Source organism: Streptomyces sp. NPDC001194 (genome assembly GCF_042896985.1).
Classification (GTDB): domain Bacteria; phylum Actinomycetota; class Actinomycetes; order Streptomycetales; family Streptomycetaceae; genus Streptomyces.
This window is the reverse complement of sequence record NZ_JBIAXU010000005.1, coordinates 312,626-338,039: the sequence shown is the minus strand read 5'-3', so window position 1 is coordinate 338,039 and position 25,414 is coordinate 312,626. Positions and strand designations below refer to the sequence as shown.

Annotated in this window: 24 protein-coding genes; 18 read left to right on the top strand and 6 right to left on the bottom strand. The window is 72.8% G+C overall.

Features of this window, described 5'->3' with window-relative positions; genetic code table 11:
• Window positions 1-67: 67 nt before the first annotated feature.
• The gene (locus ACFY1T_RS15285; protein ID WP_390788533.1) at window positions 68-625 is read right to left on the bottom strand and encodes a DoxX family membrane protein; all 558 of its coding nucleotides are present in this window, start codon (window positions 623-625) and stop codon (window positions 68-70) included.
• Between the two features lie 131 nt (window positions 626-756).
• Between ACFY1T_RS15285 and ACFY1T_RS15280 the strand changes: the two genes are divergently transcribed.
• From ACFY1T_RS15280 to ACFY1T_RS15270, 3 genes are all read left to right on the top strand, one after another.
• Window positions 757-1,221 (top strand): MarR family winged helix-turn-helix transcriptional regulator, encoded by a 465-nt coding sequence (locus ACFY1T_RS15280; RefSeq protein WP_390788532.1) that lies wholly within the window; start codon window positions 757-759, stop codon window positions 1,219-1,221.
• A gap of 46 nt (window positions 1,222-1,267) precedes the next feature.
• Complete coding sequence (locus ACFY1T_RS15275) at window positions 1,268-1,591, top strand: YkvA family protein (RefSeq protein WP_390788531.1); 324 nt, start codon at window positions 1,268-1,270, stop codon at window positions 1,589-1,591.
• A gap of 98 nt (window positions 1,592-1,689) precedes the next feature.
• Entirely contained in the window at window positions 1,690-2,985 is a 1,296-nt protein-coding gene (locus ACFY1T_RS15270) for an SUKH-4 family immunity protein (RefSeq protein ID WP_390788530.1), read from the top strand.
• Between the two features lie 40 nt (window positions 2,986-3,025).
• Here ACFY1T_RS15270 and ACFY1T_RS15265 read toward each other — a convergent pair whose 3' ends face one another.
• Window positions 3,026-3,661, bottom strand: coding sequence for an alpha-ketoglutarate-dependent dioxygenase AlkB (locus ACFY1T_RS15265; protein WP_390788529.1), 636 nt, complete (start codon window positions 3,659-3,661; stop codon window positions 3,026-3,028).
• A gap of 359 nt (window positions 3,662-4,020) precedes the next feature.
• Between ACFY1T_RS15265 and ACFY1T_RS15260 the strand changes: the two genes are divergently transcribed.
• Together ACFY1T_RS15260 and ACFY1T_RS15255 are read left to right on the top strand one after the other, a co-directional pair.
• Window positions 4,021-5,988, top strand: a complete 1,968-nt coding sequence (locus tag ACFY1T_RS15260; protein ID WP_390788528.1) for an amino acid transporter — start codon at window positions 4,021-4,023, stop codon at window positions 5,986-5,988.
• A 149-nt stretch (window positions 5,989-6,137) separates the two neighbouring features.
• Window positions 6,138-6,653, top strand: coding sequence for a universal stress protein (locus ACFY1T_RS15255; RefSeq protein ID WP_390788527.1), 516 nt, complete (start codon window positions 6,138-6,140; stop codon window positions 6,651-6,653).
• 51 nt (window positions 6,654-6,704) lie between these two features.
• Here the strand turns inward: ACFY1T_RS15255 and ACFY1T_RS15250 are convergent, their stop codons facing one another.
• The gene (locus ACFY1T_RS15250; protein ID WP_390788526.1) at window positions 6,705-7,619 is read right to left on the bottom strand and encodes an aldose 1-epimerase family protein; all 915 of its coding nucleotides are present in this window, start codon (window positions 7,617-7,619) and stop codon (window positions 6,705-6,707) included.
• A gap of 184 nt (window positions 7,620-7,803) precedes the next feature.
• On the opposite strand from ACFY1T_RS15250, the gene ACFY1T_RS15245 reads away from it, so the two are divergent.
• Genes ACFY1T_RS15245 through ACFY1T_RS15230 form a run of 4 tightly spaced genes read left to right on the top strand, consistent with a single transcriptional unit; the run spans window position 7,804 to window position 11,722 of the window.
• On the top strand, window positions 7,804-8,646 hold the full coding sequence (locus ACFY1T_RS15245; protein ID WP_390788525.1) for an SDR family oxidoreductase: 843 nt from the start codon (window positions 7,804-7,806) through the stop codon (window positions 8,644-8,646).
• 45 nt (window positions 8,647-8,691) lie between these two features.
• Window positions 8,692-10,161, top strand: a complete 1,470-nt coding sequence (locus ACFY1T_RS15240; RefSeq protein WP_390788524.1) for a cytochrome ubiquinol oxidase subunit I — start codon at window positions 8,692-8,694, stop codon at window positions 10,159-10,161.
• A complete protein-coding gene (locus tag ACFY1T_RS15235) occupies window positions 10,158-11,210 on the top strand; it encodes a cytochrome d ubiquinol oxidase subunit II (RefSeq protein ID WP_390788523.1) in 1,053 nt (350 codons plus the stop codon). The genes ACFY1T_RS15240 and ACFY1T_RS15235 overlap by 4 nt, the downstream gene beginning before the upstream one ends.
• Window positions 11,207-11,722, top strand: coding sequence for a gluconokinase (locus ACFY1T_RS15230; RefSeq protein WP_390788522.1), 516 nt, complete (start codon window positions 11,207-11,209; stop codon window positions 11,720-11,722). Before ACFY1T_RS15235 ends, ACFY1T_RS15230 begins: the two co-directional genes overlap by 4 nt.
• A gap of 4 nt (window positions 11,723-11,726) precedes the next feature.
• Here the strand turns inward: ACFY1T_RS15230 and ACFY1T_RS15225 are convergent, their stop codons facing one another.
• Window positions 11,727-13,472, bottom strand: a complete 1,746-nt coding sequence (locus ACFY1T_RS15225) for a cation:proton antiporter (protein ID WP_390788618.1) — start codon at window positions 13,470-13,472, stop codon at window positions 11,727-11,729.
• A 14-nt stretch (window positions 13,473-13,486) separates the two neighbouring features.
• A complete protein-coding gene (locus tag ACFY1T_RS15220; RefSeq protein ID WP_390788521.1) occupies window positions 13,487-14,440 on the bottom strand; it encodes a DUF389 domain-containing protein in 954 nt (317 codons plus the stop codon).
• A gap of 153 nt (window positions 14,441-14,593) precedes the next feature.
• Here ACFY1T_RS15220 and ACFY1T_RS15215 point away from each other — a divergent pair, with 153 nt between their 5' ends.
• The 6 genes from ACFY1T_RS15215 to ACFY1T_RS15190 all read left to right on the top strand — a co-directional run bounded on the left by ACFY1T_RS15215 (window position 14,594) and on the right by ACFY1T_RS15190 (window position 21,266).
• Window positions 14,594-15,526 (top strand): cyclase family protein, encoded by a 933-nt coding sequence (locus tag ACFY1T_RS15215; RefSeq protein ID WP_390788520.1) that lies wholly within the window; start codon window positions 14,594-14,596, stop codon window positions 15,524-15,526.
• Between the two features lie 129 nt (window positions 15,527-15,655).
• Entirely contained in the window at window positions 15,656-17,236 is a 1,581-nt protein-coding gene (locus tag ACFY1T_RS15210) for a GMC oxidoreductase (protein WP_390788519.1), read from the top strand.
• Window positions 17,237-17,283: 47 nt separating this feature from the next.
• Window positions 17,284-19,101 (top strand): glycoside hydrolase family 15 protein, encoded by a 1,818-nt coding sequence (locus ACFY1T_RS15205; protein ID WP_390788518.1) that lies wholly within the window; start codon window positions 17,284-17,286, stop codon window positions 19,099-19,101.
• 116 nt (window positions 19,102-19,217) lie between these two features.
• Complete coding sequence (gene dhaK / locus ACFY1T_RS15200; protein WP_390788517.1) at window positions 19,218-20,222, top strand: dihydroxyacetone kinase subunit DhaK; 1,005 nt, start codon at window positions 19,218-19,220, stop codon at window positions 20,220-20,222.
• A 31-nt stretch (window positions 20,223-20,253) separates the two neighbouring features.
• The gene (gene dhaL / locus ACFY1T_RS15195; RefSeq protein ID WP_390788516.1) at window positions 20,254-20,865 is read left to right on the top strand and encodes a dihydroxyacetone kinase subunit DhaL; all 612 of its coding nucleotides are present in this window, start codon (window positions 20,254-20,256) and stop codon (window positions 20,863-20,865) included.
• A complete protein-coding gene (locus tag ACFY1T_RS15190; protein WP_390788515.1) occupies window positions 20,862-21,266 on the top strand; it encodes a PTS fructose transporter subunit IIA in 405 nt (134 codons plus the stop codon). Before dhaL ends, ACFY1T_RS15190 begins: the two co-directional genes overlap by 4 nt.
• A gap of 108 nt (window positions 21,267-21,374) precedes the next feature.
• Here ACFY1T_RS15190 and ACFY1T_RS15185 read toward each other — a convergent pair whose 3' ends face one another.
• Window positions 21,375-21,794 (bottom strand): RNA-binding S4 domain-containing protein, encoded by a 420-nt coding sequence (locus tag ACFY1T_RS15185; RefSeq protein WP_390788514.1) that lies wholly within the window; start codon window positions 21,792-21,794, stop codon window positions 21,375-21,377.
• A 134-nt stretch (window positions 21,795-21,928) separates the two neighbouring features.
• Between ACFY1T_RS15185 and ACFY1T_RS15180 the strand changes: the two genes are divergently transcribed.
• From ACFY1T_RS15180 to ACFY1T_RS15170, 3 genes are all read left to right on the top strand, one after another.
• Window positions 21,929-22,324 carry a molybdopterin-binding protein gene (locus tag ACFY1T_RS15180; protein WP_030157692.1) on the top strand — a complete coding sequence of 132 codons (396 nt, stop codon included), beginning with the start codon at window positions 21,929-21,931 and terminating at the stop codon, window positions 22,322-22,324.
• A 120-nt stretch (window positions 22,325-22,444) separates the two neighbouring features.
• Entirely contained in the window at window positions 22,445-23,269 is an 825-nt protein-coding gene (gene modA, locus ACFY1T_RS15175; protein ID WP_390788513.1) for a molybdate ABC transporter substrate-binding protein, read from the top strand.
• Between the two features lie 154 nt (window positions 23,270-23,423).
• A complete protein-coding gene (locus ACFY1T_RS15170) occupies window positions 23,424-25,379 on the top strand; it encodes an ABC transporter permease (RefSeq protein ID WP_390788512.1) in 1,956 nt (651 codons plus the stop codon).
• Window positions 25,380-25,414 lie beyond the last annotated feature (35 nt).

Sequence of the window (25,414 nt, the reverse complement as noted above, 5' to 3'; positions counted from 1 at the left end):
CCCGAATGCCCGGGCCCAATCAATCCGGGACCCGGGCACCCTCAGGCGCACTACGGCCGCGCGGCCGTCAGCTGCGTACGAGGAGCAGCGCGCCCGCGATGACCACGGCGAGGGCGACGGCCAGGAGGCCGTGGGCCAGGCGGTGGCCGCGCAGGACCGGCAGGAAGCGGTCGGCGGCGTACTTGCCGGGGCCGGTCAGGGCCACCGCGGCGGCGGCCACGGTCAGGAGCAGCTCGTACTCGATGCCCTTCGGGGCGAAGAACGCGCCGGCGCCGTGGACGGCGATCGCGTTGATCATGGTGCCGACGACGGCGGCTCCGGCGAGCGGGGTGAGCAGTCCGAGGGCGAGGCCGAGGCCGCCGAGGGTCTCGGTCAGGCCGGCGACGACGGCCATGGCGTCGCCCGCGGGGTAGCCGCTGGCGGTGAAGAACTGGCCGGTGCCGCTGATGCCGCCGCCGCCGAACCAGCCGAAGAGCTTCTGGGTGCCGTGGCCGGCCATGGTGAGCCCGAGGACGACGCGCAGGAGCAGCAGGCCGGCGTCGTGGGCGGGGGTGGAGAGGGCGAGCGGGACGGCCGGTGCGGCTGCGGCCTGCGGCTTCGTCGCGGTGACGGAGGGGCTGGTCATGGGGGGATCCTTCCGGTCGGGCGGTTCGGGCGGGGACGGAGTTGCGGTGGAGCAGGGTTGTTCAAATTCGAACCGCCAGCCCCGACCCTAACCAGTGATTCAAATTGGAACAACCCGTGTAGGCTGGGCGCATGGCTGAAACGAGATGGCTCGACGAGCGCGAGATGCGCGCCTGGAGCGGCTTCCTGGCCGCGTCCGCCCTGGTGAACCGCCGTCTCGACCAGCAGCTCAAGGACGACTCCGGCCTCTCGCACCCGCAGTACGAGGTGCTCGTGCGCCTCTCCGCCGCCCCGGACGGCGAGCTGCGGATGACGGAACTGGCCAATGGCCTGATCAATTCGAAGAGCGGGCTGACCTACCAGGTCACCCAGCTGGAGAAGGCGGGCCTGGTCCGCCGCCGCAGCTGCCCCTCCGACGTCCGCGGCGTCTTCGCCGTCCTCACGGAAGCCGGCCGGGCCCGCCTGGAGGAGGCCGCACCGGGGCATGTCGCGATGGTCCGGGAGGCGCTGATCGACGTGCTCACGCCCGAACAGCTCGAAGCGGTGGCGGACGGGCTGGGCGAGGTCAGCCGGCGGCTGCGCGAGCACGGCGGATAGCCCGGAGCGGTGCGCATGAGCGGCCCGAACGGGGTATAGGGGTGGCATGGACGCAACGGTCTGGTTGACGATCGCCGCGGTCGTGGCCCTCGGGCTGGCGATCGCCGCCGGCGTGCTCCTCGTACGGGTCTTCGCGGCGCGGCGGCTGCTGCTCGACGCGGGGATCCCGCTGCGCGACAAGGCGCTGTTCTGGGTCGCGGTGATCTACACCGTCTCACCGGTGGACCTCATCCCGGACCCGGTGTACCTCGACGACATCGGCGTGCTGCTGCTGGCGCTGCGTTCCCTGCACGCGGCGGCCGCGGCGGTGCGGCCGGGCGCGACGGCGGCCGTGAAGCCCACCGCGGCGAAGGAGCCGGACCCCGCGTAGCGCCGGGGCGCCCGCCTCCCGCCCCCTGCCCCCCTGCCCCCGCCTCCCGACCGACCCTGGACCGGGGACTGTCGGTGACCTGCGGCACCATGGCCGGCATGCCTCGTGAAGATCTTGACGCCCTGTTCTCCTCCCCCGCCGCCCTGTTGGAGGCCGGAGCCGCCCGCATACGGGAGTGGCCCGCCCCCGGGGCCGGCGGCGCGGTCGGCCGCGAGGTCTTCACGCAGGCCGAGGCCGTCTTCGGGCGTGCACAGGTCTCGCGGGCGGAGTTCGGCTCGTGGCTGCACTTCGCCGCGAAGGTGCTGGGACACGACGCGTACGCGGATCAGGTCGCCGCGGCCGAGCCCGGAATGCCCTGGCGGACCGTCTGGGCCTGGTGGCGGCCGGTCGGGGCCTTCCGCGCCGAGCCGAACCTCAGCGGGGACGCCTCGGCCGACGTCCTCGACGGGCCGGACGGCCGGAGCCTGCTGAAGGTCTGGTCGCTGTGGACCGGGGAGCGCTGGTTCGACCTGGCGACCGGCGAGCCGCGCCCGGCGCCCGCCGCCGGGGAGTTCACGCGGCGTACCGCGGAGCCCGAGGAGGAGGAGCCGTTCCTCTTCGACCCGGACGAGGACGCCTGGGGCCTGCGCTGCCCCGGCACCTGGGAGGAACCCACACCCCTCGGCGGCGGCCGCTTCCTGCTCACCGAGGCGCGCGGGATCGTGGTGGTGGAGCGCAACGAGGCGGCGGCCGCGGCCGGTTGGCCCGGTGGCGGGGCCGACGCCTCCTCCTGGGACGAGGGCGCGGGCACCGCGTGGTTCGCGGGCCCGGAGCCGGGCGAGACCCCGCTGGACGCGGCCCGCGTGGAGGCGGTGTTCGGCGCCGACCGCACGGTCCGCGTCCCGGACGCGCTGCTCCCGTCGGAGCTGACCCACCTGCCGACCCGGGAGCTGATCAGCACGGTGGGCCTGCCGCGCCACTGGGCGGCGGGCGTGACCTCGTTCGAGCTGGCCTGGACCGAGGAGGGGCCGCAGGAGGGGCCCGGGGAGCCGGAGTCCGGCGCCGGCTTCGGCGGCCTGCTGCACCTGGGGACGTTCGAGCTGGGCTACGCCGACGAGGGCCGCGTGGTGCTCCACCCGGAGACGGGCGCGGTGTCACTGGTCCGCGAGGGCGAGGGCCCGTTCCCCTTCGCGCGGGACACGGAGACGTTCGTACGCCTCCTGGAGGCCGTGCGCCGGTTCATGGGGGCGTGCTGGGACCCGTATCCGGAGGAGGACGGGCACGGCTCCTTCCTCGCCGAGGTGGGGGAGCTGGAGCCGGGCGTCCTGGAGTCCGGCGACCCCGAAGAGCCCGGCGCCGCGGTCTGGGAACACATCTTCGCGTCCATCACGGAACTGAGCGTCTACGGGTACTGAACGGGCGCGGCGGCGGCCGGAGCGCGATGGGGACCCCGGCTCAGCGGACGCCGCGGGGGCGGTACTGGATGCTGATGCGGGGTCCCACGGCGCGGGTGGATTTGGGGATGGCGTGCTCCATCGTGCGCTGGCAGGAGCCGCCCATCACGACGAGGTCACCGTGGCCCAGGGGCAGGCGCAGCAGGGTGGGGCCGCCCTCGCGGGGGCGCAGGACGAGATCGCGGGGGTCGCCGACCGAGAGGATCGCGACCATCGTGTCCTCGGTGGCGGAGCGGCCGATGCGGTCCCCGTGCCAGGCGACGCTGTCGCGGCCGTCGCGGTAGAGGCAGAGCCCGGCCGTGGTGAAGGGCTCGCCCAGCTCGGCGGCGTAGTGCCGGGTCAGCGTGGTGCGCGCCTCGGTGAGCACCGGGTGCGGCAGCGGCTCGTCCTCGTCGTAGAAGGCGAGCAGGCGGGGTACGTCCACGTCGCGCTCGTACATCCGGCGGCGCTCGGCCCGCCACGGCACGTCCTCGGCCAGCCGTTCGAACAGCGTGTCGGCGCCCGAGAGCCAGCCGGGGAGGTGGTCGACCCATGCCCCGGCGCCGAGCCCGGTGCGGCGCAGCCCCGGGAGCGGGCCGAGGCGGATCTCGTCGCCCTGGTCGAAGAGGGAGCCCTGGAGGCCGGGGATCGTTCGCACGGGTCCATCATATCGCGCCACTCGAACATTCGATCGATTCATCGTCCACAGGCGCCCTCCCTGCCGGAAAGGGGCCGTCAAGGTATCGCTAGAGAGGCGTTAAGGAGCCGTCAAGACGGGCCGGGGCCACGGGCTGCGGCGATCCCCGGACCGAGGCCGGGGCACGGTACGTCTGCGCAGGTGGGAGGCGGGTTCCGGGCGCGGCACGCGGTTCCGTCCAACCGGAGCAGTCCCCCGCGCGCCGGCGTCGGGGGCCCGTCAGCATGGGAACGCGCGCGTGCACGAATGATCGAGTTCCGTACGCTTGCCCAGCCGTCGCACCGATGGCCGGATCCAAGCCGTACGAAGGAGCACCCGCGATGGCCACCCCCACCCAGCCGAGCCGCCTGAGGGCGTGGCTCCTGGAAGGCCTGACCGACCAGACGAGACACCGGTCGGGCCACGGGTCCCAGGAGACGCCCGACGGGAGCGGAACGGCCGCGGCCGCCGACCACGGGCGGCCGTGGTGGCGCGTGATGTGCCTGACGGGCCTCGACTACTTCTCCACCCTCGGCTACCAGCCGGGCATCGCGGCGCTCGCGGCCGGCCTGCTGTCGCCGCTGGCGACGATCGTGCTGGTGGTGCTGACCCTGCTGGGCGCCCTGCCGGTCTACCGCCGCGTCGCGGAGGAGAGCCCGCACGGCGAGGGGTCCATCGCGATGCTGGAACGGCTGCTGTCGTTCTGGAAGGGCAAGCTGTTCGTCCTGACCCTGCTGGGCTTCGCGGCGACCGACTTCCTCATCACGATCACCCTGTCGGCGGCCGACGCGACCGCGCACCTGGTGGAGAACCCTCATCTGACCAGCACCCTCAACGGCCACCAGGTGCTGATCACCCTGATCCTGATCGCCCTGCTGGGCGGTGTGTTCCTCAAGGGGTTCAGCGAGGCCATCGGGGTGGCCGTGGTCCTGGTCTTCTCGTACCTCGCGCTCAACGTCGTCGTCATCGGGGTCGGCCTGTGGCAGGTCGCCGCCGAGCCGCACGTCATCACCGACTGGAAGCAGGCGCTGATCACCGAACACGGCAACGTGTTCATGATGATCGCCATCGCCCTCGTCGTCTTCCCCAAGCTGGCACTGGGCCTGTCCGGGTTCGAGACCGGCGTCGCGGTCATGCCGCACGTCCAGGGCTCCCCCGACGACACCGACGAGAAGCCCGCGGGCCGGATCCGGGGCACGAAGAAGCTGCTGACCACCGCCGCCGTGATCATGAGCGTCTTCCTGATCACCAGCAGCTTCGTCACCACCCTCCTCATCCCCGCCGACGCCTTCCAGCCCGGCGGCGAAGCCAACGGCCGCGCCCTCGCGTACCTGGCCCACGAGTACCTCGGCTCCGCCTTCGGCACCGTCTACGACGTCTCGACCATCCTCATCCTGTGGTTCGCGGGCTCCTCGGCCATGGCCGGCCTCCTCAACCTGATGCCGCGCTACCTGCCCCGCTACGGCATGGCCCCGCACTGGGCCCGCGCCCTGCGCCCGATGGTCATCGTGTTCACCCTGATCGCCTTCCTGGTCACCTGGATCTTCGACGCCGACGTCGACGCCCAGGGCGGCGCGTACGCCACCGGCGTCCTCGTCCTGATCACCTCGGCGGCCGTCGCCGTGACCATCGCCGCCCGCCGGGCCGGGGAGCGCGGCTGGACGATCGCCTTCGGCGTGATCTCGGCGGTCTTCGTCTACACCACCGGGGTCAACATCGCCGAGCGCCCCGACGGCGTGAAGATCGGTGCCTGCTTCATCGCCGGCATCATGGCCCTCTCGCTGCTCTCCCGCCTCGCCCGCGTCTTCGAGCTGCGCGTCACGCACGTGGAGTTCGACGACATGGCGCAGCGGTTCATCCGCGACACCGCCAACCGGACGATCCGGTTCATCGCCAACGAGCCGGACAGCCGCGACAAGGCCGAGTACCGGGACAAGGTCCGGCAGATCCGCGCGGACAACGACATCCCGGCCGCCGACGACGTCATGTTCGTCGAGGTCACCGTCCTGGACGCCTCCGAATTCGAATCGGGGATGCGCGTGAGCGGCGAAGTCCTCCACGACCGCTACCGCGTGCTGACCCTGGAGAGCTCCAGCATCCCCAACGCCCTCGCGGCGCTGCTGCTCCACGTACGGGACCAGACCGGGCAGCGGCCGCACATCTACTTCGAGTGGACCGAGGGCAACCCGATGGCCAACTTCCTCCGCTTCTTCCTCTTCGGGCAGGGCGAGGTCGCCCCCGTCACCCGCGAGGTCATCCGCGAGGCCGAGCCCGACCGGGACCGCCGCCCCCACGTCCACGCCGGCTGACGGCGGCGCCGGCGCCAAGGCCGCGTCAGCGACCCGTCATGGTTCGCGGCTTCCCCGTCAGGAAGCCGTCAGGGGATCCCCCTCGTCCGCCCGCCCGCGCTTGCATGGGAGCCGGCAACGGACCGGATGAGGGGTGGACGGTGGACGCGGTGCGGCACAGGGTCGTGGTCGGTGTGAGCGGGAGCTGCGGCAGCCTGACGGCCCTGCACCGGGCCGCCGCCGAGGCCCGGGTGCGCGGCGCCGGGCTGTGGGTGGTCCTGGCCTGGCAGGCTCCGGGCGGGGACATCGGCGGCCGCGGCCCGGGCGGCGTCCCGATGCTCGCGGCCGTCAAGGCCGCGGCCGTGGAGCGGCTGCGGCTCGCCCTCGACACCGCGTTCGGCCCGGCCGGCCCGGGCGTGACCCTCGCGGGCCACGCCGTACGGGCCACCCCGGGCGCGGCCCTGGTCGACGCGGTGAGCGGTCCCGAGGACCTGCTGGTCGTGGGGACGGGTGCGCGCGGGGCCGTACGCCGCCTGCTGCGTCCCTCGGTCGCCCGACACTGCCTGGCCCACGCGCCCTGCCCCGTACTGACCGTGCCGCCCTCCCCGCTCAAGGCCGAACTCGACGCCGTCCACCGGCGCAACGTCTGGCGGCTCCCGCTCGACGCGCGCGAACTCGCGGAGTGAGGGACCCGGTGGCGCGCCCCGCCGCGGGCCGGCCGCGCAGCGCGCCGGCCGCTACAGGGGCCAGGGCGTGAGCCCCCACTGGAGCGTGTGCACGGCCCCCGGTTCGAGACGTACGCGCGCGCCGTCGCGGCGGAAGGCGTCGGGGCCGCAGCTCATGGGCTCCACGGCCACGCTCCGGCGCCGGTGCGGCTCGGCCAGGGTGTCCCCGGTGTACACCTGCACGTAGTCCGCCCCCTCACCGAGCCACAGGTCGCTGCCGTACGCACCGGAGGGCTCGGCGAGACGGACGACGGCACGCCCGTCCGGCTCGCGCCGCAGGTCCGTGAAGGCCGTGTCCAGCCGCTGCGGGCCGATGGGCCGCGGCTCGCCGAAGTCGTTGGGGGTCCCCGAGACCGGCTCGGACGCGAGGGGCAGGCCGCGGTCGTCGGTGCGCAGCCACGTCCGGGCCGGGACGGTCAGCAGCATGCCGTCGACCGTGCCGGGTCCCACCGCCAGGTACGGGTGCTGACCGACTCCGTAGGGGGCCGGGGCGTCGCCGATGTTCCGCGCGGTGATCGTGACGGTCAGGCCGTGTCGGTCGAGTGCGTACTGCGCCCGCGCCGTCAGGTGGAAGGGGTAGCCGGGCTGCGGCCAGAGCGTGGTCGCCAGCACGACGCGGCCTTCCCCCTGCTCCACCGCCTGCCAGGACGTCCAGCGCAGCAGGCCGTGGATGGCGTTGGCGTGTTCGGTCTCGTTGAGGGGCAGCTGCAGTTCCTGCTCCTGCCACCGGTACCGTCCGTCGCCGATCCGGTTGGGCCAGGGCACGAGCAGCTGCCCGCGTCCGCCCTCGATCCGGTCGTCGGCTTCGAAACCGTCGAGGACCGGGCGGCCGGCGACGGAGTAGTGGCGCAGGGCGCCGCCCAACTCCACGACGACGACCGTCTGCGGACCACAGGTCAGCCGGTACTGGTCACCCGTCCGATTCATGCTCGCCATCCTCGCCGCGGGGGCGTGCGCGTCGGCCTTTCTCCCGGGCCTCCGTTGGGCCGTTCGGTTCGGGAGAACACCCCAATGGTCCAGCGGCAGTCGTGCCAGCGGGCCGCGGCAAGGCCCCGGTGCTGTCGTGGTGGCGCGGATTTCGTGTCCCCGTCAGCACCCAGGGAGCGTCTCAGTGGAAGCCAGCAGCAGTGACCGTGGTCGAACGCTCCTCGTTCCCCAGGTCCTCAAGGGGCAGAAGGCCCTGGTGACAGGGGCGAACTCGGGCATCGGCAAAGCCACCGCGATCGGCCTCGGACGGGCGGGCGCCGACGTCGTCGTGAACTACGTCTCCGGGCAGGACGCGGCGGCGGAGGTGGTGCGGGAGATCGAGGGCTTCGGGGTCCGCGCCTACGCGCACGAGGGCGACGTGTCGCAGGAGGACCAGGTCGTCGACATGGTGGCCCGGATGGTCCGGGAGTTCGGGACCATCGACATCATGGTCGCCAACGCCGGCCTGCAGCGGGACGCCGCGCTCACGGACATGACCATGGCCCAGTGGAGCAAGGTGCTGGACGTCAACCTCACCGGCCAGTTCCTGTGCGCCCGTGAGGCGACGAAGGAGTTCCTGCGCCGCGGCGTCGTGCCGGAGGTGTCCCGCTCCGCGGGGAAGATCATTTGCATGAGTTCGGTGCACCAGATCATCCCCTGGGCGGGGCACGTGAACTATGCCTCCTCCAAGGGCGGCGTGCAGATGCTCATGGCCACGCTCGCGCAGGAGCTCGCCCCGCACCGGATCAGGGTGAACGCCGTCGCGCCCGGCGCGATCCGCACGCCCATCAACCGCAGCGCCTGGGACACCCCCGAGGCCGAGGCGGACCTGCTGCGGCTCATCCCGTACCGCCGTGTCGGGGACCCCGAGGACATCGCGAACGCCGTGACCGTCCTCGCCTCCGACCTGCTCGACTACGTCGTGGGCACGACGATCTACGTGGACGGAGGCATGACCCTGTTCCCCGGGTTCGCCACCGGTGGCTGAGGCCCCCAGCCCTCCAGCCGTCCGGCACGAACTGCTAAGGCTCACATGAACAGCGCAATCGCGATCATGGCGGACACCCCTCCGCAGCTGCTCCCCGCCCGCGAACTCATGGCCTTCACCCTGGCCTCCCACATCCTGCTCGTGCCCTTCGGCGTGGCCCTGCCTGCCATCACCCTCCTGATGCACTACCGCGGGCTGCGCAAGGGCGACGCGGTCGCCCTCCTGCTCGCGCGGCGCTGGTCGGCGGTCATGGCCGTGCAGTTCGCCATCGGCATCGTCACCGGCACCGTGCTGTCCTTCGAATTCGGCCTGCTCTGGCCGGGCCTGATGGGCCGGTGGGGCGATGTGTTCGGCATCGGGTTCGGGGTCGAGGCGTGGGCCTTCTTCCTCGAGGCGATCCTCATCGCCATCTACCTCTACGGCTGGCGAAGGCTGAAGCCGTGGACGCACTTCTGGCTGGGCCTGCCCCTGCCGCTGACGGCGCTGCTGGGGGCGTTCGGCATCATCGCCGCGAACTCCTGGATGAACACGCCGCGCGGCTTCTCGCTCGACGCGGACGGCAACCCCGTGGACGTCAACGTCCGCAAGGCGATCTTCACCCCGATGTTCGGTCCCGAGTACTGGCACTTCGTGGCGGGCGTCGTCCTCACGGCGGGCTACGTCGTGGCCGGGGTGTACGCGGTCGGCTGGCTGCGCGGCCGGCGCGACCACTACCACCGGCTCGGTTTCACCGTGCCGTTCACCGTCGCCGCGATCCTCACCCCCGTGCAGTTCGTGCTCGGGGACTCCATCGCGCGGTCCGTCTTCCACAAGCAGCCGATCAAGTTCGCCGCCACCGAGATCGTCTGGGAGACCGACACCCACGTACCCGAGTACGTCTTCGGCCGCCTGCATCCCGACGGATCGATCTCCGGCGGGATCAAGATCCCCCAACTGGACTCGATCCTCGCCGGTTTCACCCCGTCCACCAAGGTGACGGGGCTGTCGTCGGTCCCCGCGAGCGACCGCCCGACGGCGACCCAGGCCACGATCGCCCACTGGGCCTTCGACATCATGGTGACGATCGGAAGCCTGCTCGTCCTGCTCGCGCTCTGGTACGGCTGGTGCTGGCTGCGCCGCCGCGACCTGCCGCGCTCACCGTGGTTCTTCCGGTGCGCCGCCGTGGCCGGGGCGGCCTGCCTGGTCACGGTGGAATGCGGCTGGATCACCACCGAGGTCGGGCGCCAGCCCTGGATCGTCTACCAGAACATGCGCGTGTCCGAAGCCGTCACGGACACCCGGGCCGCGTCGCTGTGGGCGATGCTCGGAATCGTCATCGTGGTCTACGCACTGGTCTTCGCCACCTTCCTGGTCGTCCTGCTCAAGATGCGCACCCGGTGGCGGGCCGCCGACGAACAAGAGGGCGGCGCTCACGCCGCCACTCCGGAGGGCGACACCCCCTACGGGCCCCGCGCGACGACCGCCGCGGCCGCGCCGGATCACGGCCCTTCGCACGGTGACGGAGGAGGGCGATGATCCAGGACGTCGTGGCCTGGGTGCTGCTGGCCGCAGTGGCCGCCTACGCGTGCGCCGGCGGGACCGACTACGGAGCCGGGTTCTGGGACCTCTTCGCGGGCGGCTCCGAACGGGGCAAGCGGCCCCGGTGGCTGATCGACCACGCCATGGAGCCCGTCTGGGAGACGAACAACGTCTGGCTCATCTTCGTCCTGGTGTTCATGTGGACGGGCTTCCCGATCCTGTTCCAGACGGTGTTCACGGCCATGTGGCTCCCCCTGGCGCTCGCGGCCGTCGGGCTCGTCCTGCGCGGCGCCGGCTTCGCCCTGCGCAAGCCCATGACGCGCCTGGCGCGCCGAAGGATCTACGGGGCCGCCTTCGCCGTCTCCTCCCTCCTGGTGCCCTTCTTCCTCGGGGCGGTCGTCGGCGGCCTGGCCACCGGCCGGGTCGTGCCGGGGACGAAGGCGTCCGCCGACGCGTGGTCCAACGGCACCTCCGTACTGGCCGGACTGCTCACCGTCGCCGCCACCGCCTTCCTGGGCGCGGTGTTCCTCACCGCCGACGCCCGCCGCTTCGACGCCCCCGACCTCGTCCACTACTTCCGGCTGCGGGCCTGGTGCAGTCTCGGGGTCATCGCCGTCCTGGCCCTCGTCGGCCTCGCCGTCACCCACCACGACGCGCGCTACGTGTACGACGGCCTCACCAGCGGCGTCGGCCTGGCCGCCGTCCTGGTGGCCGTCGTCAGCGCCCTGGCCACCGCCGCGCTGCTGTACCGCACGGCCACGGGGTGGGCGAGGATCACGGCGGTCACCAGCGTCGCCCTCGTCGTGGTCGCCTGGGGGCTGGCCCAGCGGCCGTACCTCATCCCCACCTCGCTGACCGTGGACCAGGCGGCCGGAGCGTCGACCACGCTGCGCTGGCTGCTCCTCGTCACGGTCATCGCGATGGTGCTCGTCGGACCGCCGCTGGTCCTGCTCTACCGGCTGGACACACGCGGCGCCCTGCAGCCCCTCGCCGAGAACGACCTGCGGCGGACGGCCGCGAACCGGGACCCTGGCACGGAGCGGTGATCGTCGTGGTGCTGGGCGTGGCGGGCGCCGGCAAGAGCACCGTCGGCAGGGCGTTGGCCGCCGGACTCGACGTGCCGTTCCTGGAGGGCGACGACCTCCACCCCGCCGCGAACATCGCCAAGATGGCCGCCGGCCGCGCGCTCGACGACGCGGACCGCGCCCCGTGGCTGCGTACGCTCGCGGACCGGATACGGCAGGCCTCCCGGTCGGGGCGGCGGCTGGTCGTCTCCTGCTCGGCCCTCAAGCGCGCGTACCGGGACGAACTGCGCGCGGCCGCCCCGGGAGTCCGGTGCCTGTACCTGGCGCTGGACCGCGACACCGCCCGGGCCCGGGTCTCCCGGCGTACGGGCCACTTCATGCCGCTGCGCCTGGTCGACTCGCAGTTCGAGATCCTCGAACCGCTCGAACCGGACGAGCCCGGCGCGACCGTCGACGCGGCCGGCGGCCCGGAGGCCACCCTGGCCCGGGCGCGTCGGGCCGTCGCGGACTTTGGCGGCGCGCCGGCCCGCTGAGGGGTCATCCGCCCAGGAGTACGGCGATGTCCCCGGGCCCCGGCACCGGGCCGCCGGTCCGGGTGACGGGCAGCAGCGTGCCGTCCTCACGCACCAGGAACAGCAGGTGGTATCCGGCCGGTACGGGCCCCTGGAGGCGGCGCGTGACGAGGCGGGCGCCCTGGTCGTAGCGGCGGGACAGCTCGGCTCCGGTCAGCGCGGGATCGAAGAGCACCCGGCCTCCGGTGTACGGGGCGACGACGCCCTGGGTGTCGGTCGCCGGCCCCAGCCGGTACACCGGGCCCTCCACGCTGCCCTGGAGGTTCATGGAGGCCAGGGCGTTGAAGTCGCTCTCGTCGGTGAGGAGCAGGACGCCGGTGAGGCCCTCCAGCTCGGCGCCCGAGCCGGTGGCCGCGGCGAACAGCTCCCCGGGGGCGAGTTCGAGCCCGGCGGCCCTGATCCGGTCCCGCTGCGCGTCGTGCCCCGCCCACATGACGACCTCCAGCCCGGCCGACCGCAGGGCCAGCCCCAGGTCGACCACCCAGGGATCACCGCCCACGAGCAGCGGCCGGGAGCGGGACGGGCGCACGACGCCCAGCCGCCTCGCGACCGGCACGGCGGTGAGCCCGTAGAGCGTGACGGTCACCACGATCACCACGAAGGTGGCGGGAAGGATCTTCGACGCGCCGGCCACGCCCTTGGCCGCCAGCGCGGCCGAGAACGTCGAGGCGGTGGCCGCGGCCACGATGCCGCGCGGCGCCATCCACCCCAGGAATCCACGCTCCCCGCGCGTCAGATCCGTACCGAGCGAGGCGACGGCCGCCACGAGCGGCCTGGTCACCAGGATGAGGACCGCGACGAGAGCCAGCGTCGGCAGCAGCACGTGGCGCAGCGAACGGGGGCTGACGGTGGCCGAGATGGAGATGAACAGGAGGCCGATGATCAGGTGCACCAGGGTCTCGAAGAACGGATTGCGGGCGCCCGTCTCGGCTCCGGGCAGGTTCGCCACGGCCAGCCCCATCAGAACGGCGGCGATCAGGCCCGTGTCATCGCGGATCACGTTGCAGGCCGCCGCCACGCCGATCACAGCGGCCAGCTGGACCGTGGTCCCCAGTACCGCCCCCGGCCGCAGGCCGCGCAGCAGCTTCAGCAGCACGGCGCCCGCGACGCCGCCGGCCAGGCCCACCGCGGCACTGGTGGTGAACTCCACCACCTTGGCGGCCACGCCGCTGCTGTTCCCGGCCACCACGGCGTGGAAGACGAGGGCCCCCAGGATGGCCCCGACCGGGTCGATGAGCGTGCCCTCCCAGATGAGGACGTGCTGCAGCCGTTCCGTGGGGCGCACGAAGCCCAGCAGCGGTCCGACGACCGTCGGCCCCGACACGATGAGGATGGCTCCGAGCATCACGGCCGCGCCGCCCGACATCCCCAGCAGCAGGCAGGCGAGCGCGGCCGCCGACCCCGCGGTGAGCAGCCCGCCCAACCAGATCAGCCGCACCACGACCCGGCGGGTGTGCGCCCTGAACCGCTTCAGGTCCAGGCCGAGCCCGGCGTCGTAGAGGATCACCGCGACGGCCAGCGAGACCAGCGGGGAGAAGGCGGCTCCGAGCAGTTCCTCGGGGTTCACGTCACCGGTCAGCGCGCCGGCGGTGAATCCTACGGGCAGCAGGACGATCAGCGCGGGGATGCGCAGCCGGCTCGCCAGCAGCTGGGAGCCCACGGCCAGGACGACGATCAGTCCGAGGCCCGTGAACACCTGGTCCTGCGACAGGGCGGCTGCCGTGTTCACGGCCCGCTCCGCCGCTTGCGGTGCGCACTGACGCGCCGCCACATCGCCCGCTGGACCTTCAGCGTCCCGGTTCCGACCAGGATCAGCACGACGATGTTGAGCAGCAGCTGGAACAGGGACCCCAGGGCTTCGTCCCAGCTGGCGAAGGCGCAGGAGACCCCGATGTCGGCCGCCGCCGGAATGGTGGTCACGGAGATGAACACACCCAGCAGGGCGCTGGTGCGGGCTTCGGTCAGCGAGACGATGCCGACGACCGCGGCCAGCACGGCCACCACCGCCGAGAAGAAGTTGGGCGTGTTGATCAGGTTCGACACCGGCCTGATCCCGAGCTCGAAGGCCTGCGACTGGAGGCCGAAACCGCGGACGAGCAGCCCGAACAGCAAGGTGACGGCCACGACCAGCAGAAAGCCCGCGAGCAGCGCCGCGAGGCCCTCCCGGACAGGTGGGCGCGAACGGTGGTCGATGCCCAGGGCGACGCTGCTGACGGCCGCGTACTCCGGGCCGACCACCATGGCCGCGACGATGAGGATCTGCGAGTTGGTGATGATGCCGACCGCACCGATGACACCGGCGATGGCCATGAAGAGGTAGAAGCTCGGGGGATACCTCCCCTCGGCCCGGATCCTGGCCTCCACCTGCTCCCATACCGGCACGCGCAGCCGGGACCCGAGCACCTCTGCCCCGGCCCTGGCCGCGTGGTCGGAGAAGGCCGTGTCGATCGGGTCGAGGACGATGGACCCCCGCCGTTCGAGTCCGAGGTCGCGCAGCCCGCGCAGCACCTCGTTGGCGACTCCGGTGAGGACGTCGCACACGATGGCGTCGCCGTCGGGGTTCCGTACGCTGTCGGGCTGCAGGGAGAGGTTGACGACACACGGCTGGGCGCTCAACAGGGCCATGACACGTCCCGTGAGGTCCGGCGGGCTCACGGCCCGGACGTGCAGCATGTCCAAGCGAATCTCCGCGTGTGAGAGCGAGGCGCACGGGTGCGTCGGGCCCGGACAGGCCGCTCGTCCATTAACGCGGCGGCCCGGGACCTCGGCAAATCGGATGCGGCCGCCATGCCTCGGCGCGCGCCGGCGGCGGGTGTGCCGGATGGTGAGGACATGGGTACGCCCGACGGGATGAGCGAGGCCGAATTCGGGTCGCTCTATCGTGAACTGCGCAATACGGCACCCGGTGGTGTCGCGCCCCTGGGGGCTCTGGGCACCATCACCCCCGCACAGACGCTGGCGGCCGTCCGTGAAGTGCGCTCCGGCCGCTCGGTCTCTCTCGCCGCGCCCGTGAACACCCGAGAGGGACCGGACAACGCCGAACCGGCGGAGCACCGGCTCACCGCGCCCGTCGGCGGCGCCCCGGACCCGGGCGGCCTGCAGTTCGCCCGGGACCGCATCGCCATGAACATCCACGGCGACGTCGACAGCCACATCGACGCGCTCTGCCACGTCATCTACGGAGGCACCCTGCACGGCGGCGTCCCCGCCGCGGACGTGCTCTCCCCGGCCGGATCGGCGGCCCTCTCCATCGACCTGGCCCGCGACGGCATCGTGGGCCGGGGAGTGCTCCTGGACGTCCCGCGGCTGCACGGCACCCCCTGGCTCGAACCGGGGTCCCACGTGAGCGCCGAGGACCTCGCCGCCGCCGAGGCGCAGCAGGGCGTGCGGGTCGGCAGGGGCGACATCCTGCTCGTACGCGTCGGGCACCAGCGGCGGCGTGCGCAGCTCGGTGCCTGGGACTCGGCGGGCGCGCGGGCCGGGCTCCACCCGACCGCCCTGCGTTTCCTGGCCGACCGCCAGGTGGCCGTACTCGGCAGTGACGGCAACAACGACACGGCTCCCAGTGCCGCGCGGAGCGTCGCGTTTCCGGTACACGTGCTCGCCATCCACGCGATGGGGCTGCACCTGCTCGACTACCTGCAGTTCGAGGAGCTGGCCCCGCTCTGCGAACGGGAGGGCCGCTGGTCGTTCCTCTGCGTGATCGCCCCGCTACGGCTGTCCTCGGCGACCGGTTCTCCCGTCAATCCCCTGGCGATCCTGTGACCGGCGGGGCGTCCCGGCGCTCCGGCCCGCCCGATTCGCTGGGCATCCCCGCCGGGGCTACGTTGTAGATGCGATACGGACCCCAACTCACCCGACAGGAGCAGATCGTGCTCCGGGGAGGTGGCCTGCATGACCGAGGCGCGGGAGTACGACGTCATCATCATCGGCACGGGTGCCGGCGGCGGAACGCTCGCCCACCGCCTGGCGCCCACCGGCAAGCGCATCCTGCTCCTCGAACGCGGCGGCTACCTGCCGCGCGAGCGGGCCAACTGGGACTCGACCGAGGTCTTCGTCAAAGGGAAGTACCGCGCACCGGAGTTCTGGTACGACAAACACGGCGAGCGCTTCCCTCCCGAGGTGAACTACTACGTCGGCGGGAACACCAAGTTCTACGGCGCCGCGCTCTTCCGCATGCGCCCCGAGGACTTCGGCGAGATCCGCCACCACGACGGCGTCTCCCCCGCGTGGCCGCTGGACTACGGCGACCTGGAGCCGTACTACACGCAGGCCGAACACCTCTACCTCGTCCACGGACGGCACGGTGAGGACCCCACCGAGGGGCCGGCCAGTGCCCAGTACGCCCATCCGCCCGTGCTGCACGAGCCGCGCATCCAGCAGTTGAGCGACGATCTGGAGAAGCAGGGGCTGCACCCCTTCCACCTTCCGATCGGGGTGAACCTCCTCCAGGACGACCAGGGGCGGGCGGTGCACGGCAGCGCCTGCATCCGCTGCGACCGCGTCGACGGCTTCCCCTGCCTGGTCGGAGCGAAGTCGGACGCCCAGGTCATCTGCGTGGACCCGGCTCTGGAACACGCCAACGTCGAACTGATCACCCACGCCGACGTGCGCCGGCTCGAGACGGACGCCACCGGGCGGAGCGTCACCTCGGTCGTCGCGGAGCTGGGCGACGGCTCGACCGTCCGGTTCGCCGCCGGCATCGTCGTGGTGGCCTGCGGGGCCGTCAACTCCGCCGTTCTGTTGCTGCGTTCGGCCGACGACCGGCACCCCCGGGGCCTGGCCAACAGCTCCGACACGGTCGGTCGGCACTACATGCGGCACAACAACCTGGCCCTGATGGCGGTGTCCAAGGAGCCGAACGACACCAGGTTCCAGAAGACGCTGGCCCTGCACGACTGGTACCTGGGCAGCGACGACTGGGACTACCCGCTCGGCGGCATCCAGATGCTCGGCAAGTCCGACTCCGAGCAGATCCACGGCGAGGCGCCCCGCTGGGCCGGCGCCGTCACCCCGGACATGCCGTTCGAGGTGCTCGCCCACCACGCGGTCGACTTCTGGCTGTGCGGTGAGGACCTGCCGGACCCGGACAACCGCGTCACCCTCGACGGGGACGGCCGGATCCACCTCGCCCTCGACGAGAAGAACAACATCGCCGGACTGAAGCGGCTGCGGCACAAACTGCAGGGCATGCTCGGCCACTTGGGCATGCACGAGCACCATCTGCTGCCGCACAGCATCTACCTGCACAAGGGCATGCCGATCGGTGCCACGGCCCATCAGGCCGGCACCGTCCGCTTCGGCCGCGACCCGCAGAGCTCCGCTCTCGACGTCAACTGCAAGGCCCACGACCTCGACAACCTCTACGTGGTCGACACGAGCTTCTTCCCGAGCATCGGCGCGGTCAATCCCTCGCTGACGGCCATCGCCAACGCCCTGCGCGTCGGGGACCACCTCGCGCAGCGACTGCATTGACCCGGACCCGGGCGGACCACCGCCGAGCCGTCCCGAGGAGGAGAACCATGGACCGTTACCCGCCCATCGCCGACCACGGACTCGTGGGGGACCTGCAGACCGCGGCTCTGGTGTCGTCCAGGGGAGTGGTCAACTGGTTCGCGGCTCCGCGATTCGACTCGCCCAGCATCTTCGCGGCGCTGCTGGACCACGACAAGGGCGGATACTTCCTGCTCGCGCCGGAGCACGACGAGGGGACGTGGAGGCAGCTCTACTACCCGGACACCGCGATCGTGGTGACCCGGTTCATGTCCCCGGACGGGGTCGGCGAGACCGTCGACTACATGCCGGTCCTCCAGGGCCGCACCGCCACCGACCGCCACACCCTGGTGCGCGTGATCCGCGCGGTGCGCGGCACGGTCCGCTTCTCCCTCGAATGCCGCCCCCGCTTCGACTACGCGCGGGCACCCCACCGACTCGACCTGGCGGAGCGCACGGCGACCTTCCGGGCTCCCGGGGCGACCGCGTTCCTGCAGGCCACCTTTCCGCTCGAGCGGGACGGCGAGGACGTCCGGGCCTCGATCACGCTCACCGCGGGCCAGGCGGAGGCGGCGGTGTTCACCACCGGCGGGGAGGGCAGCGCGGCGCCGCCGCCGCCGGATCGCGACACGATCACCGACGAGCTGTGGGAACAGGTCGACTACTGGCAGAAGTGGGTGCGCAGGTCGCGCTACCACGGCCGCTGGGCGGAGATGGTGTACCGCTCGGCCATCACGCTCAAGCTGCTCACGTACGCTCCGACCGGCGCGCCGGTCGCCGCCGCCACCATGGGTCTTCCCGAGCAGGTCGGCGGCGAGCGCAACTGGGACTACCGCTACACCTGGGTGCGGGACGGCTCCCTGTCGGTACGGGCCCTGCTCGACCTCGGCTTCGTGGAGGAGGCGACCGCCTTCACCCACTGGCTGGGCGACCGGCTGCGCGCCCACGAGGGCCGCGACGGTGAACCCCTCCAGATCATGTACCGGGTCGACGGTGACCCCAACCTGACCGAGGAGGTCCTCGAGCACTTCGAGGGCTACCGCGGCTCGTATCCCGTACGGGCCGGGAACGCGGCCATGGACCAGCTGCAGCTCGACATCTACGGCGAGGCCCTGTACGCCCTGTCCGAGGCCCGGGAGATCGTCGTACAGGCCGACTACCGGGGATGGAAGGCCCTGTCGCGGGCCCTGGACTGGCTCGCCGACTCCTGGGACCGGCCCGACGAGGGCATCTGGGAGACCCGGGGAGGCCGCCAGGACTTCACCTACAGCCGCGTGATGTGCTGGGCCGCCTTCGACCGCGGGATCAAGCTCGCCACCGAGTTCAGCCGCCCGGCCGACACGGCCCTGTGGACCAAGGCCCGCGACGAGGTCCTCGAACAGGTCATGGAGCGCGGCTGGAGCGACACGGAGCGTTCCCTGGTCCAGCACTACGGCAGCCACGTCCTCGACGCCTCGCTGCTGCTGGTCCCCCGGGTCGGCTTCCTCGCACCGAGGAGCCCGACCTGGCTGTCCACCCTCGACGCCATGGACCGGGTCCTGGTGTCCGACAGCCTCGTCTACCGCTACGACCCCGCGGCCTCCCCCGACGGGCTCCGCGGCTCGGAGGGAACGTTCAGCCTCTGTACGTTCCTCTACGTGGACGCCCTCGCCCGTGCGGGACGGCTGCCGCAGGCCCGCTACACCTTCGAGAAGATGCACACGTACGCCAACCACGTCGGCCTGTTCGCCGAGGAGATCGGCCCCAGCGGCGAGCAACTCGGCAACTTCCCGCAGGCCTTCACCCACCTGTCGCTCATCATGGCCGCGACCACCCTGAACGATGCGCTCGACGCCATCCAGCGCTGAACCCGCAGCCGTCGGCTCCGCCGCGGCGCCCTGGTCCCGGGCCACCGGCTGCCCTACCGTCACCATCGGGCCCACCGCCCCCCGGGCTCACCGGCCGACCCGATCAGGAGACACCCATGCGGATGCTGATCAACAGCCCCGAGACCGTCGTCGCCGATGCGCTGCGCGGGATGGCCGCCGCCCATCCCGAGCTGGACGTCGACGTGGAGCGCCGGGTCGTCGTACGGCGCGACGCTCGGGCCGGGGGCCGGGTGGGTCTGGTGTCCGGCGGCGGTTCGGGGCACGAGCCGCTGCACGCAGGGTTCGTGGGGCACGGGATGCTGTCGGCCGCGTGCCCCGGGGAGGTGTTCACCTCCCCGGTGCCCGACCAGGTGCTGCGGGCGGCGGCGGCCGTGGACTCGGGGCAGGGCGTGCTGTTCGTCGTCAAGAACTACACCGGGGACGTGCTGAACTTCGAGATGGCCGCCGAACTCGCCCAGGAGGACGGCCTGCGCGTGGAGAGCGTGCTGGTCAACGACGACGTGGCCGTCACCGACAGCCTGTACACGGCGGGGCGGCGCGGCACCGGGGCCACGCTGTTCGTCGAGAAGATCGCCGGTGCGGCCGCCGAGGAGGGCGCCCCGCTGGACCGGGTCGCGGAGCTCGCCCGGCGGGTCAACGCGGCCTCGCGGAGTTTCGGGGTGGCGCTCAGCGCCTGCACGACACCGGCGAAGGGCAGCCCGACCTTCGACCTGCCCGACGGGGAGCTGGAGTTGGGCATCGGCATCCACGGCGAGCCGGGCCGCGAGCGGCGGGCGATGATGCCGGCCCGGGAGATCGCGGAGGTGGCCGTGGGCGCCGTACTGGAGGAGCTCGGGGAGGTGGCGCCGGCCGACGGGCCGGTGCTGGCGCTGGTCAACGGGATGGGGGCGACGCCGCTGCTGGAGCTGTACGGGTTCCACGCGCAGGTGGCGCGGGTGCTGGCGGAGCGCGGCGTGACGGTGGCGCGGGCTCTGGTCGGGAACTACGTCACGTCCCTGGACATGGCGGGGTGTTCGGTGACGCTGTGCCGCGCGGACGAGGAGCTGCTGCGGCTGTGGGACGCGCCGGTCCGCACGGCGGCGCTGCGGTGGGGCTGCTGAGAAGGTGGACGGACACGGTGAGGAGACTCGGTTGCGTGACGCGGAATTCTTCCTGCGCTGGATGACGGCCGCCGCGGCCGCGGTGGAGCGCGAGGCGGACCGGCTGACCGAGCTCGACTCCCCCATCGGGGACGCCGACCACGGGAGCAATCTGCTGCGCGGTTTCACGGCGGTACGGGCGGCCCTGGAGGCGGAGCCGCCCGAGAGCCCGGGGGCGGTGCTGGTACTGGCGGGGCGGACGCTGATCTCGACGGTCGGCGGAGCGTCGGGCCCCCTGTACGGGACGCTGCTGAGGCGGACGGGCAAGGAGCTCGGGGAGGCCGCCGAGGTCTCGGACGAGGCGTTGCGCAAGGCCCTGTACGCGGGGGTGGGCGCGGTGGCGCAGCTCGGCGGAGCCGCGCCGGGCGACAAGACGATGCTGGACGCGCTGGTGGCGGGGGTGGCCGCGCTCGGCACCTCGTACCGGGCCGCGGCCGACGCGGCGGAGAACGGGGCGAGGGCGACGGTGCCGATGCAGGCCCGCAAGGGGCGGGCGAGCTACCTCGGCGAGCGCAGCATCGGCCACCAGGACCCGGGGGCGACCTCTGCGGCCCTGGTGCTGGGTGCCCTCGCGGACGTGGCGGACACGGAGGACGGCGCATGAGCGGTCCGATGGTCGGCATCGTCCTGGTGTCGCACAGCGCGGTGGTCGCGGAATCCGTGGCGGCCCTGGCGCGGGGCCTGGCGGCGGGCGGCCCGGTCGTCCCGGTGGCCGCGGCGGGCGGCACCGCGGACGGGGGCCTGGGCACCGACGCCGACCGCATCGCGGCTGCCGCGGAAGAGGTGGACGGGGGCGCGGGGGTGGCGCTCCTGGCGGACCTGGGCAGCTCGGTGCTGACGGTGAAGGCCCTGCTGCTGGAGGACGAACTCCCGCCGGACTCCCGGCTGCTGGACGCCCCGTTCCTGGAGGGAGCGGTGGCCGCGGTGGTGGCGGCCTCGGCGGGCGCCCCCCTGGAGGCGGTGGCGGCGGCGGCCGAGGAGGCCTACGCGTACCGCAAGGTCTGACCGGCGGGGCGGGTGCAGGCCGGCCCGCGGTCCGGCCCGCGGGCCGGACCGACGGCAGCCGCCGTCGCCGCAGCGGCTTCGCCGACCCTGCGGGCCCGCCCCGCCCCGTCAGCGGCTGCGGCCGCCGCCCCGGAGGGATTCGATTTCGCGGCGGTCCCGCTTCGTGGGTCGGCCGGTGCCGCGGTCGCGGACGCCCACCACCTCGGCCTCGATGCGCGTCGGCGCCGGCGGGCTGTTGTCGACGAAGCATTCCGCGGCCACCGGGGCGCCCACCCGCTTCGTCACCGGCCTCTTGACCACCACGATGCGCTCACGCCCCGCGTGGAACAGCCGTACCTCGTCCCCCGCCCGAACCACCTGGGCCGGCTTCGCGCGCTCCCCGTTGACCTTCACGTGGCCCGCCCGGCAGGCGGTCGCCGCGACCGAGCGGGTCTTCGTCAGACGCACCGACCAGATCCAGGCGTCCACCCGAGCGGATCCCGCGGTGCCCGCCGTTCCCGCACCCGTTCCCGTTGCTTCATCAGCCATGCCGAAACCTTAGCCAGCCGGCCCGGCCCGGGCGGAACGCATATTGGCGGAATCACCAAGAGGCATGGCATCTGCCATGTGTATCAGCCCAAGGGAATTGCAAATGCGGGACACGTGCCCCTACCTTGTCGCTCATGCAGTCCTACACCATCGGACAGGCGGCGCGTCTGCTGGGCGTCAGCCCTGACACCGCCCGCCGCTGGGCCGACGCCGGCCGTGTCGCGACCCACCGCGACGACGCCGGCCGGCGACTGATCGACGGCCGCGACCTGGCCGCCTTCTCCGTGGCGGTGGGCCAGGGCGCCCACACCGAGGACGAAGAGCCGTACACCTCGGCCCGCAACGCCTTCCCCGGCATCGTCACCGCCGTCAAGCTCGGAGACGTGGCCGCCCAGGTCGAGATCCAGGCAGGTCCCCACCGCCTGGTCTCCCTGCTCACCCGTGAGGCCGTCGAGGAACTCGGACTGGAGGTCGGCATGCAGGCCACCGCCCGCGTGAAGTCCACCAGCGTGCACATCGACCGCACCTGACCCTCCAGCCCTCCAGCATCAGCGCACGTTCTCACCCGCTCCGCCCGTCACCGGCGCGGGTCACCACCGCGCGGAACCGGCACCCGGCCGGCCGCCGACCCGACCGAGGAGCACCAGCTCATGTCCCCGATCCTGACCCGCCGCAGCACCTTCGCCGCCGCGCTGACCGCCGCCCTCCTCGTGCCCGCACTGGCCGCCTGCGGCAGCAGCGACTCGAAGGACACCAAGGACACGGGCGCCGCGGCCTCGCCCTCGGCGAGCGCCTCCGCCGAGCCCAAGGCCGCGAACCTCACCGTCCTCGCCGCGTCCTCCCTCACCGACGTCTTCAAGACCGCCGGTGCCGCGTACGAGAAGGCGCACCCCGGCACGAAGGTCACCTTCTCCTTCGCCGGCTCGCAGGAGCTCGCCGCCCAGGTGAAGCAGGGCGCCCCGGCCGACGCACTGGTCACCGCCGACACCAAGACCATGGACGGCCTGAAGGCCGAGACCAACGACCCGGCGATCATCGCCAAGAACCGCCTGGTCATCGCGGCCGGCAAGGGCAACCCGTTCAAGGTCGACGAGCTGAAGGACCTGGCCGACAGCAAGATCAAGGTCGTGCTCGCGGCGCCCGAGGTCCCGGTCGGCCGCTACAGCAAGCAGATCCTCGACGCCCAGAAGATCGAGGTGAAGCCGGTCTCGCAGGAGGCCAACGTGCGCGCCGTGCTGAGCAAGGTCGAGCTCGGCGAGGCCGATGCCGGCCTCGTCTACAAGACCGACACCATCAAGTCCGGTGACAAGGTCTCCGTCGTGGACATCCCGGACGCCGAGAACGCCGTGGCCTCCTACCCGGCGGCCACCCTCAAGTCCTCCAAGAACGCCGAGGCGGCCGCCGCGTTCGTGGCCTGGCTGAGCACCCCCGAGGCCCAGAAGATCCTCCAGGACGCGGGCTTCCAGAAGGCGTAACCGGCGCCGTAGCCGCAAGGATCGAGAGGGACTGCCTGGTCCGGGGGGACAGGCGGTCCCTTTCGGCGTGTCCCCCGCCGGAGCCGCACGTACCCGTCGGCCTCCGCCACTCCCGAACTCCCCGTCCCCCCGTACGCTGCAGCCAGGAACCCACATGAGCAGACACCGCACCCGCACCCGGCCCCCTCTGACCCTGGCGCTCCCCGCGCTGCTCGCCGTCGCGTTCCTGCTGCTGCCCCTCGTCGGCATCCTCAGCCGCACCGAGTGGAGCGAGCTGGGCACCCACCTGACCAGCCCGGGCGTGGTCGAGGCGCTGCGCCTCTCGCTCTTCGTCTCCCTCTGGGCGCTCGGCCTCTCCCTGCTCCTGGGCGTGCCGCTGGCCTGGCTGCTGGCCCGGGTCCCGTTCAAGGGGAAGGCGTTCGTCCGCTCGCTGGTGCTGCTCCCGATGGTGCTGCCGCCGACCGTCGGCGGTGTGGCGCTGCTGCTGGGCTTCGGCCGGCGCGGACTCCTCGGGCCATGGCTGGAGGGCACGTTCGGGATCACGCTGCCCTTCCACACGTCGGGGGCCGTCGTGGCGGCCACCTTCGTCGCCATGCCCTTCCTCGTCATCAGCCTGGAGGGCGCGCTGGGCGGCCTCAAGCAGAGCTACGAGGAGACCGCCGCCTCCCTCGGCGCCTCGCCGGTCCGGGTGTTCTTCACCGTGACCCTGCCGATGGTGGCGCCCGGCCTGATCGCGGGCGCCGCCCTCACCTGGGCGCGCGCGCTCGGCGAGTTCGGCGCGACCATCACCTTCGCGGGCAACCTGCCCGGCACCACCCAGACCCTGCCGCTCCAGGTGTACCTGCTGCTCCAGGACGAGCCGGAAGCCGCCACCTCCGTCTCGCTGCTGCTGCTCGTGATCGCCATGGCCGTACTGATCGCCCTGCGCGGCCGCTGGACGGGGACCCCGGTCGCCGCCAAGCCCGCCGAGGCCGCGGGGACGCCGGACGAGGCGCCGGCCGCGGCTCCCGAGACCGAGCGGATGCCGGAGGCCCCGGTGGCGGCGGACGTGGCCGCCGATCCCGCCGAGGGCGGCCACTGGCCGCTGCACGCCACCGTCACCGGCTTCAACGAACTCACCCTGGAAGCCGATCCCGGCACCACCATCGCCGTCGTCGGCGAGAACGGCGCCGGCAAGACCACCCTGCTGCGCGCCCTCCTCGGCCTCACCCCGCGCGCCCACGCCGAGCTCCGCCTCGGCGACACCGAGGTCACCGCGCTCCCCCCGCACCGGCGTCAGGTGGCCTGGGTCCCGCAGGACGGCGCGCTGTTCCCGCACCTGAGCGCGCTGGCCAACACCGCCTACGGACTGCGGGCCCGCCGGGTGCCGCGGGCCGGGGCCCGCCGCGAGGCGCAGCTGTGGCTGGACCGGCTCGGTGTCGGCCACCTCGCCGCCCGCAAGCCCGCGCAACTGTCCGGCGGCCAGGCCCAGCGCGTCGCCTTGGCCCGCGCGCTGGCCGCCCGGCCCCGGCTGCTGCTCCTCGACGAACCGCTCGCCGCCCTCGACCAGACCACGCGGGCCCGCGTCCGACACACCCTGCGCACGCACCTGGCCGGCTTCGGCGGAGTCTGCCTGATCGTCACGCACGACCCGGTCGAGGCGGTTTCGCTCGCCGACCGGGTCCTCGTCCTCGCCGAGGGGCGGGCCCTCCAGGACGCCCCGCCCGCCGAGGTCACCCGCCATCCCCGCTCCCCCTGGGTCGCCCGGATGCTCGGCCGCAACGCCTGGCCCGGCACCGCGTCGGCCGACGGCCTCGTCCTCGCGGCCGGGGGCCGGCTGGTGGTGGCGGAGCCGCTGCCCGAGGGGTCCCGGGCGTTGGCGATCATCGGCCCGGAGGCGGTGTCGGTGCACCGCGACCGCCCGGCGGGCAGCCCGCGCAACGTCTGGCAGGGCTCCGTACGGGAGATCACCGCGGTCGGCAGCCGGCTGCGCGTACTGATCGGCTCGTCCGAGGCCCCCGACCTGGTGGCGGAGATCACCCCGGAGGCGGCGTCCGAACTCGGCCTGGTCGACGGCTCGCACGTGTGGACCAGCGTGAAGGCGACCGAGGTGACGCTCGTGGAGCTCTAGGGGCGTCCGCGAAGTCCCGCCTGCCCGCGGGACCG